Here is an 8,351-nt window from a genome sequence, read left to right as displayed (position 1 = left end):
CTGGCGTGCGCCTTTCCGACGGCAGCGTCATCCCCGCGCAACTCGTCATCGTCGGCATCGGCATCATCCCCGCGGTCGAGCCGCTGCTTGCCGCGGGCGCGGTCGGCGGCAATGGCGTCGCGGTCGACGCGCAATGCCGCACCAGCCTGCCCGACGTCTTCGCGATCGGCGATTGCGCGCTCCACGCCAACGGCTTTGCCGACGATGCCGACATTCGGCTTGAATCGGTACAGAACGCCAATGACCAGGCCAATGTCGTGGCGAAGACGATCGCAGGGCAGGACGCCTCCTATCACGCGGTGCCCTGGTTCTGGTCCAACCAATATGATCTGAAGCTGCAGACCGTCGGCCTCTCGATCGGCCATGACGCCACCGTCCTGCGCGGTGACCCGGCCACCCGCAGCTTCTCGATCATCTACCTGAAGGCCGGCCGCGTCATCGCGCTCGATTGCGTCAATGCGGTCAAGGATTACGTCCAGGGCCGCAAACTGGTCGAGGCCCGCGCCGCGCCCGATCCCGCGCGGCTCGCGGACCCGAATGTTCCCCTCAAAGAGACGTAAAACTATTGCCATTAGTTTTTAGATGGGGTATGACGTGCCGACAAACAGGAGAGGTGCGACCATGAACTTCGTCGCCGACATAGCGAGGCCGGCCGAGCGCCGCGTGACCCGGCTGTCCGACCTGACCGACAGTCAGCAGGCGGCTATTCGCCGGATTCCCGCCGAAAAGGACGCTGTCAACGTCCCACTCGCGGCTACGCGTCCGAACGAGATCTTCACTGGTCGCGAGCGGTTCGACGCCGAACAGGCGAAGATCTTCCAGAAGCACGCCGTGCCGATCGCTCTATCGGCGCTATTGCCGGAGGCAGGGTCGGTTGTCGCGATCGAGGCCTATGGCAAGCCCCTGCTCGTTACCCGGACGCGTGCCGACGAGATCAAGGTTTTCATCAACGCTTGCCAGCACAAGGGCGCGAAGCTGGTGGAGGATTGCGCCGTCCACAAGCAGGGGCGAATGGTTTGCCCCTACCATGCCTGGGCCTATGGCCTCGACGGCAAGCTGATCGGCGTTGCCCGCTCGGACATGTTCGAAGGCGTGATGAAGGATCAGCGCGGGCTGAAGGAGTTGCCCAGCATCGTCTGGGGCGGCGTAATCTATGCGCAGCTGAACGGCGGGCCGCTCGACGTGTCACAACTGCACGACCAGATCGATGCAGACTTCACCGCGCTCGGCATCCCCGGCGGCCATGTCTACGGTCGCAAGACCTTCGACCTGAAGGCCAATTGGAAAGTCGTTCTCGAGCCTTTTCTGGAGGGTTATCACGTCCAGCGCCTGCACGCGGCATCGATTGGTGCTCTGTTTGTCGATGCGCCAAGCGTCAGCGATACGTTCGGCGTCAACATCCGTCAGGTATCCGGGCGCATCGGCTACGAGCCGTCGATGCTGGACGAGGATGCGGACATGAACGTCCACAAGCTTGTCACCCACGCCTATACCGCATTCCCGAATGTCGTGATCGTCACCAGCCAATATTACACGAGCGTGATGATCCTGATGCCGTACGGCGTCGACCGGACGATCGTGCATTATTACATGATCACTCCCGGTCCAGCGACAACGCCCAAAGCGGAAGAGGTGTTCGAACGCTCCTACGACCTGATCATCAAGGTGTTCGCGGGAGAGGACTTCCGCGCGGCGCAGATCAGCCAGGAGGGGTTGAACGCGGGTGTGCCCGAAAGCACCGTCTATTGCGGGCTCGAGGAGAACGTGATCCGCTATTACGAAGCGCTGGAGACGTTGCTGTAGATGCCGCAGCTGATCGTTAGGACGCGCGACGGTACCGAGCATGAAGTAGCTGGCGAGGCCGGGCTCAGCGTCATGGAGGTGATCCGCGACAACGGGTTCGACGAACTGCTCGCCATGTGCGGCGGCAGTTGTTCGTGTGCGACATGCCACGTCTATGTGGACGAGGATCAGCTTGACCGCCTTGGCCCGCTCGGCCCGGACGAGCACGAACTGCTCGACAGCTCCGAACATCGCAGTGAGCGTTCGCGCCTGTCCTGCCAGTTGCGCTTCGACGGTTCAATCGACGGTCTGCGCATCACCATCGCGCCGGAGGATTGAACGTGGAGCAGGCATTGCGCGAGGCGCTCGACCGCCATCTGGCAAGCGCTCGCGACGGGTCGGCCGCCCTTCGAGCTGCGGGCGCTTTCGGGTTGATTGTGCCCGAGGAACTGGGCGGTCTCGGGCTGGAAGCTTCCACGGCGGGAGCCGTGCTTGGAACGCTTGGCGAGCATTGTGCGCCGACATCCTTCCTTGAGACATGCGTCATTGCCGCGCAGCTGCTGCGGGGCGCTCGAACGCCGGCCGGGGATGGCGTGCTGCGGGACATCGCGAACGGCGCAACGGTCGCCGTTGCGGGGCTCGACCCACGGCTTCGACCAAGCGTCAGCGCGACACCTACGGCTGGGGGCTGGCGACTCGATGGCGACGCACCGCTGGTGCTAGACGGTGCGTCTGCGGCGTACCTGCTCGTGGCGGCGCGGACCGAAAGCTACGCGTCCGCGCTTCTTCTGGTATCCGCAAAGACCGAAGGCGTGATCGCCAAGGCTTATCCGACGATCGATGGCCGCTGCGCCGCCGACCTCCGCTTCATCAACGCCGATGCCGCGCTGCTCGCGATGGATGTCGACGATGCGCTGAGCGAAGCGGGTGACATTGCGCTTGCCTGCCTCGCGTCAGAAGCAAGCGGTTTGATGCGGCGGCTAGTCAGGGACACAGTTGCCTATGCCAAGGAGCGCCAACAATTCGGCCAGCCGATCGCGCACTTCCAGGTAATCCAGCATCGGCTTGCCGACATGTATATCCAGTCCCGCCGGGCGACGGCGATTGCGACGCGCGCCTGCCAAGCGTTCGGCGGCCACTGGGCCGAGCGCGCGCGGCTGGTCAGTGCCGCGAAAGTGACGGTGGCTGATGCCGGGCGCTTCGTCGGGCAGAATGCGGTTCAACTGCACGGGGGCATGGGCATGACGCAGGAACTGCTCGTCGGCCGATGCTTCAAACGCCTGACGGTGATCGAACACGAACTCGGCAGCGCCGATCAGTACCGCCAGCGCTTTGGGCGGATGACGGCGCAACTCGCGGCTTAGTCGCTCCTTTTGAGGAGCTACACGCCCCCTTCCCCTGGAAAGAGGGGGCAGGGGCAGGTGGCAGGCCCGAGGGACGAGCCGAGCGCGCAGGTCTATGGGAAACACTGTCCATCCCAGCGCTCCCTTCGAAGGAGAGGGTCTTGCGGGCTACAATCCAAGCGCCGCCTTGACGATGATACCCCGCTGGATCTCGTTGGTGCCGGCATAGATCAGGCCGGCGCGTGTATTGAGGTAGCGAAGCGGTGCGATCGCCTGCCACCGTTCGCCGCTGCAGTAATCTGACGCCGCTTCCGGATAGCCGACAACGGGACCGCCCGGCTCGGTCACGCCGGGCTGCCATGCCCGGCCGACGGGTCCAGCAGCTTCAAGCTCGAGTTCCGACAAGCGCCCCGCCAACTCCGTACCTAGTATCTTCATGATCGACGGATCGGCCCCAAGCTGCTCGCCCCGCGACAGCTTCGACAAGGACTCGCTTTCAAGCGCGTCGAGCACCTCGATGTGGATCTCAAGGTCCGTCAACTTGTTGGCAAATAGCGGCTCTTCGGCAAGTGGCCCGGCTTGATCGCGCAATGCGTCGAGCCTGACCTGAAGCTGCGGTGCATAGGCCGAGCCGCCCCGTTCGAACTCGAGCAGATATTTGGCGACGCCCCACCCCTCGTCAATCGCGCCAAGAACGTTGGCAATCGGAACGCGTACCTGGTCGAAAAACACCTGATTCTGGATCCATTCGCCAGACGCCATGACGATCGGGCGCACTTCGATACCCGGCGTTGTCATGTCCACGAGCAGGAACGTGATGCCCTGCTGCTTGCGCTCACCCCGCGCGGTGCGGACGAGGCAGAACATCCAGTTCGCGACATTGGCATGGGTGATCCAGATCTTGCTGCCGGTACAGACGAGATCGTCACCGTCGCGCTCGGCCTTCATCTGCAGCGCCGCAAGGTCCGATCCGGCGCCCGGTTCGGAATAGCCCTGACACCAGAAATGCTCGCCCGACAGCATCCGCGGTAGGAAGAACGCCTTTTGCTCTTCCGTGCCAAAGCGGATGATCGCCGGCCCGGCCATGTTGATCCCCATTGGCGAGGTGGGCGGCGCGCCGGCGAGGACGCGCTCCCGCTCGAAGATGTGGCGCTGCGTGACCGTCCATCCGGCGCCGCCATGCTCCTTCGGCCAGGCCGGTGCCGCCCAGCCGCGTTGGTGGAGGATCGCCTGCCACGCCATCTGTGCCTTGTGATCGGCGTAGACGCTCGTCATGCGGCTACCCGCCGCGCGGATCGCGGGCGTCAGCTTCTCGGCGAGAAAGGCGCGAACCTCTGTGCGAAAGGCCTCGTCTTCGGGCGTCAGCTTCATGGCGCCGCAACCACTGCTTCGGGGATGGTGCCTGCAGGTTGCTTGGGAATGAAGATCGACTTCGGCCGGGTGAACTCGAGCAAGCCAGCCAGCCCGTTCTCCTGCCCGAAGCCGGATTGCTTAGCGCCAGCCAGCGGCGTGAAGGGCGTCGATTGCAGGTTCTGGTTGATCCACACCGTGCCCGTATCGAGCTGGTGGGCTATCTCGGTCGCCTTCTCGACGTTGGCGGACCAGACTGCCCCGGCAAGGCCGTATTCGGTGTCGTTGGCGCGCGCGATCACGTCGTCCACGTCCGTCCACTTGAGCAGCGGCAGTACCGGCCCAAAGGCTTCCTCCACTACGACGCGAGCGTCGTCGGGCGGGTTGTCGACCAGCGTCAGCGGCACGAAATAGCCACGCTGCGGCACCTCACCGCCTTCCAGCAGCGTCAGCCCGTTCGCCCGCGCATCGTCGAGAAGACCGAGCACGCGGCGATACTGTGCCTCGTTCTGGATCGGGCCGTAGCGATTGCCCTGCTCGGCACCGTCACCGACCGGCGTGGCTTTGGCGAGCTCGTGCAGCCGGTCCCGGACCTGGTCATAGATATCGGCGTGGATGAACAGCCGCTTGGTCGCAACGCACACCTGCGCGGTGTTGTGAAACGCGCCCTCGAACAGCTGTTCCGCCACCGCATCGACATCAACGTCCGGCAGCACGATCGCCGCGTCGTTTCCGCCCAGCTCGAGCGTGATACGCTTCAAGTCCTTGGCGGCGCTTTCCATCACGCGGCGCCCCGTCGCCGTGGAGCCGGTAAAGCTGATCTTGGCGAATCCCTTGTGCGCCGTCATCAGCGGTCCCAGCGCGTCTCCGCCCGAAATGACGTTGAATACACCGGCAGGAAAGCAATCGCGGATCAGCTCACCGATCCGTAGCGTGGTAAGCGGGGTAAAGGGCGAAGGCTTCAGGACCAGCGTGTTGCCGGCCATGATGGCCGGCGCGATCTTCCACACTGCCAGCAGCACCGGAAAGTTCCACGGCACGATTCCGCAGACGACACCCAGCGGCACGTGATGCACCTCGATCCGGCGGGTGTCGGTCTCCTCCGTCACTTCGACGGGGATGTCGAGCATGGTGGTCGCCTTCATCCACATCGCACCGCCCAGCACCTCGCCCTTGGCGCCGGGGTAGGGACGGCCCTGTTCCTTGACGAACAGGCTGGCCAGCTCGTCGGCATTGGCCTCGATGATCTCGGCTGCCTTGATCAGCGCTGCCTTGCGCTCCGCGATCGGTACATTCTTCCAGGTCGCAAAGGCGCGGGTCGCAGCAGCGACCGCCCGATCGAGATCGGCGGGGGTCGCGTCGGGAGCCTCGGCGAACACCTCACCTGTCGCCGGGTTGCGCACCGGCAGCGAGGTCGCCGTGGGCGCGGCGGCGCCGTCGATCGTCATGGTGAAGCTTGTTGCTGCCGCGCTGGCCATCTCACTCTCCCGCTGATCGCGGCCATCAGCCGCTTGTGTCTGATAACCTAATGACCCTAGATAAAGCGCGCGGCAAGAGGTTGGGAGAGGAAGATGGCAGTTGACCGGCCTCTGAGGGGGGTCCGGGTGGTCGATGCGGTGCACGGCCCGCTGAGCGTGACCACACGGTATCTGGCCGAGCTTGGCGCGCAGGTGGATCGCATCGTGGTTGCCGCGGCAGGGGACAGCTTGTCGAATCGCATCGCTAATCTCGGCAAGACGATGCATCCTTTCGATCATCACGCACCCCAAGCGGCGGCCCTGCTCGCCGCCGCGGATATCATTGTCGAGGATTGCGGCCTCCAGCCGAGCTGGCGCCTACCGGCGCAGGTCATCGTCAGCGTCAGTCCATTCGGGCACGGGAATTCCTTCTCGGGCTGGCAGGCGAGCGACGCCATCTTGAATGCGCTTTCAGGCGAACTGTCGCGCTCCGGCATCCGCGGACGTGAGCCGCTGCTGCCGCCGGGCCAACTCGCGTGGCAGTGCGCGGCGGTGCAGGCGGCGTTCCTGGCCCTGCAATCCTACTTCCTTGCCCTGCGGACCGGACAGGGTGACCGCATCGACTTTGCCGCGTTGGACGGCGCCGTGCAGGCGCTTGATCCGGGCTTCGGGATTGGGGGCAGCGCCACCCTGGGGCGGCCTGCGCATCTGTTATCGCGCGATCGACCGGCCAAGGGCTTTCAATATCCCATCATCCCCTGTGCCGACGGTCACGTACGCCTGTGCCTGCTCGCAGCACGGCAGTGGCAGGGCATGTTCCGCTGGATGGGCGAACCGCCTGCCTTCTCCGACCCGAGCTTCAACAAGACGGCCGTCCGTTACAAGTCACCTGATCTTCTGCCGGCGATCGCCGCCTTCTTTGCGGACAAGACCCGGGCGGAACTTGAAGCGGGTGCCATCTCGCACGGCGTGCCGCTGAGTGGTTTGTCGACGCTCGCTGAAGCGCCAATGCTGCCGCACTTCGTTGAACGTGCATCTTTCCGGAGCGAAGCCGTGGATGGTGCGACCTATCCCGTCCCCAACGGGTGCATCATCGTGGACGGAGAGCGGATGACGCCAGAGGCTGACCATGCGCAGGCTCGCCTGACGACAAGCGCACATCATCTGTCCCGGCCTTTCGAGGGGCTGAAGGTGCTGGACCTCGGCGTCATCGTCGTCGGTGCCGAGACTGGTCGCCTGCTGGCCGATCAGGGTGCCGACGTCGTCAAGGTGGAGAGCGCTGCCTTTCCGGATGGCAATCGCCAATCCTATTTGCCTTATGGCCTGTCGGCGAGCTTCGCGGCCGGGCACCGCAACAAGCGAAGTGTCGGTCTCGATCTGCGTGACCCGGACGGCAAGGCGCTCTTCCTTCGCCTGGTTGGGCAGGCGGATGTGGTACTCTCCAACTTCAAGCCCGGGACGATGCAGTCGCTTGGTCTCGGCCGTGATGTCCTCAAAGCCGCCAATCCGCGCGTGATCAGCGTGGAGAGTTCCGCGTTCGGGGATAGCGGGCCTTGGAGCAAGCGGATGGGCTATGGCCCGCTCGTGAGGGCTGCCACGGGCCTGACGGAAGCGTGGCGCTACGCCGATGATCCCGAAAGCTTCAGCGACTCCATCACCATCTACCCCGACCATGTCGCCGGCCGCGTCGGGGCGATCGCCGCGGTGGCATTGCTGATCCGACGTGAGCGGACCGGGCAGGGAGGCCACGCCAGCATCGCCCAGGCGGAGGTCATGCTCGCCCAGTTCGGCGCCGAGATCGCACGAGCGTCGACCGGCGCTCCTGCGCAAGGCGAGCGCTCGGCGGTGTACCGGTGCAGCGGCGATGACGAGTGGATCGCGCTGACGATGCGCACCGATGCCGATTCCGCCGCTGTCGCTTCGGTGTGCGAGGGACAGCCTTTGGAGGAATGGCTGGCTTGTATGGACGCCGACGATGCGATGCGCCGCTTGCAGGCCGCCGGCGTTCCCGTCGCCCGGATGTTGCGGGTGGGGGACCTTCCGGCGTTCGACTATGTCTCTGAGCGGCACCTTCTGCGGTGCGAGCATCACCCCTTCCTGGCAGACCCTGTCACCGCCGAAGCACGGCAAGCACATAGCCGGCTACCGGCAGCCCCGATGCGATCGGCGCCTCTGATGGGCGAGCATAGCGACGAGATCCTGGGGCAGTGGCTCGCCCTTGATCCCGACACAATCGAGCGCCTCGCCGTCAAGGGCGTGATCCAGCGCACCAGCCCAGACGAGCGACGCGCCATCGAGCAAACGCTCGCGGCAAGCGCCTCTGATCGGGTGGGCGCGTAAGGGTCTGCACGGTGATGGCCGTTTACCTGCGCATTCCGCTCGACTTCGCTGTGCAACAAGCATTGCTGCACTTGTGAGC

Annotated in this window: 7 protein-coding genes; 5 read left to right on the top strand and 2 right to left on the bottom strand. The window is 64.8% G+C overall.

Annotated elements, in window-relative coordinates; all coding sequences use genetic code 11:
* The 4 genes from LK535_RS10865 to LK535_RS16935 form a co-directional block, all read left to right on the top strand.
* Positions 1 to 560, top strand: a 560-nt coding sequence (locus tag LK535_RS10865) for an oxidoreductase C-terminal domain-containing protein (RefSeq protein ID WP_227771909.1), incomplete at its 5' end; no start/stop codon positions are given.
* A gap of 61 nt (positions 561 to 621) precedes the next feature.
* On the top strand, positions 622 to 1,803 hold the full coding sequence (locus LK535_RS10860; protein ID WP_227771908.1) for an aromatic ring-hydroxylating oxygenase subunit alpha: 1,182 nt from the start codon (positions 622 to 624) through the stop codon (positions 1,801 to 1,803).
* Positions 1,804 to 2,121, top strand: coding sequence for a 2Fe-2S iron-sulfur cluster-binding protein (locus LK535_RS10855; protein WP_227771907.1), 318 nt, complete (start codon positions 1,804 to 1,806; stop codon positions 2,119 to 2,121).
* A gap of 2 nt (positions 2,122 to 2,123) precedes the next feature.
* On the top strand, positions 2,124 to 3,146 hold the full coding sequence (locus tag LK535_RS16935; protein WP_227771906.1) for an acyl-CoA dehydrogenase family protein: 1,023 nt from the start codon (positions 2,124 to 2,126) through the stop codon (positions 3,144 to 3,146).
* A gap of 147 nt (positions 3,147 to 3,293) precedes the next feature.
* Here LK535_RS16935 and LK535_RS10845 read toward each other — a convergent pair whose 3' ends face one another.
* Both LK535_RS10845 and LK535_RS10840 read right to left on the bottom strand, forming a co-directional pair.
* On the bottom strand, positions 3,294 to 4,496 hold the full coding sequence (locus tag LK535_RS10845) for an acyl-CoA dehydrogenase family protein (protein ID WP_227771905.1): 1,203 nt from the start codon (positions 4,494 to 4,496) through the stop codon (positions 3,294 to 3,296).
* Positions 4,493 to 5,953, bottom strand: coding sequence for an aldehyde dehydrogenase family protein (locus LK535_RS10840; protein WP_227771904.1), 1,461 nt, complete (start codon positions 5,951 to 5,953; stop codon positions 4,493 to 4,495). Before LK535_RS10840 ends, LK535_RS10845 begins: the two co-directional genes overlap by 4 nt.
* A gap of 93 nt (positions 5,954 to 6,046) precedes the next feature.
* Here LK535_RS10840 and LK535_RS10835 point away from each other — a divergent pair, with 93 nt between their 5' ends.
* Positions 6,047 to 8,272 carry a CaiB/BaiF CoA-transferase family protein gene (locus LK535_RS10835; protein ID WP_227771903.1) on the top strand — a complete coding sequence of 742 codons (2,226 nt, stop codon included), beginning with the start codon at positions 6,047 to 6,049 and terminating at the stop codon, positions 8,270 to 8,272.
* The last annotated feature ends 79 nt before the right edge of the window (positions 8,273 to 8,351 follow it).

Origin of the sequence: Sphingomonas sp. IC4-52, from assembly GCF_020707225.1 — a bacterium.
Taxonomy (GTDB): Bacteria; Pseudomonadota; Alphaproteobacteria; order Sphingomonadales; family Sphingomonadaceae; genus Sphingomonas.
The sequence above is the reverse complement of the archived record's forward strand: the minus strand, read 5'-3'. Positions and strand labels throughout refer to the sequence as shown.

Excerpts from the sequence above, each read along its gene's own strand:
- LK535_RS10860 (WP_227771908.1), top strand. The coding sequence starts at position 622 with ATGAACTTCGTCGCCGACATAGCGAGGCCGGCCGAGCGCCGCGTGACC.
- LK535_RS10845 (WP_227771905.1), bottom strand. The coding sequence starts at position 4,496 with ATGAAGCTGACGCCCGAAGACGAGGCCTTTCGCACAGAGGTTCGCGCC.
- LK535_RS10835 (WP_227771903.1), top strand. The coding sequence starts at position 6,047 with ATGGCAGTTGACCGGCCTCTGAGGGGGGTCCGGGTGGTCGATGCGGTG.
- LK535_RS10855 (WP_227771907.1), top strand. The coding sequence starts at position 1,804 with ATGCCGCAGCTGATCGTTAGGACGCGCGACGGTACCGAGCATGAAGTA.
- LK535_RS10840 (WP_227771904.1), bottom strand. The coding sequence starts at position 5,953 with ATGGCCAGCGCGGCAGCAACAAGCTTCACCATGACGATCGACGGCGCC.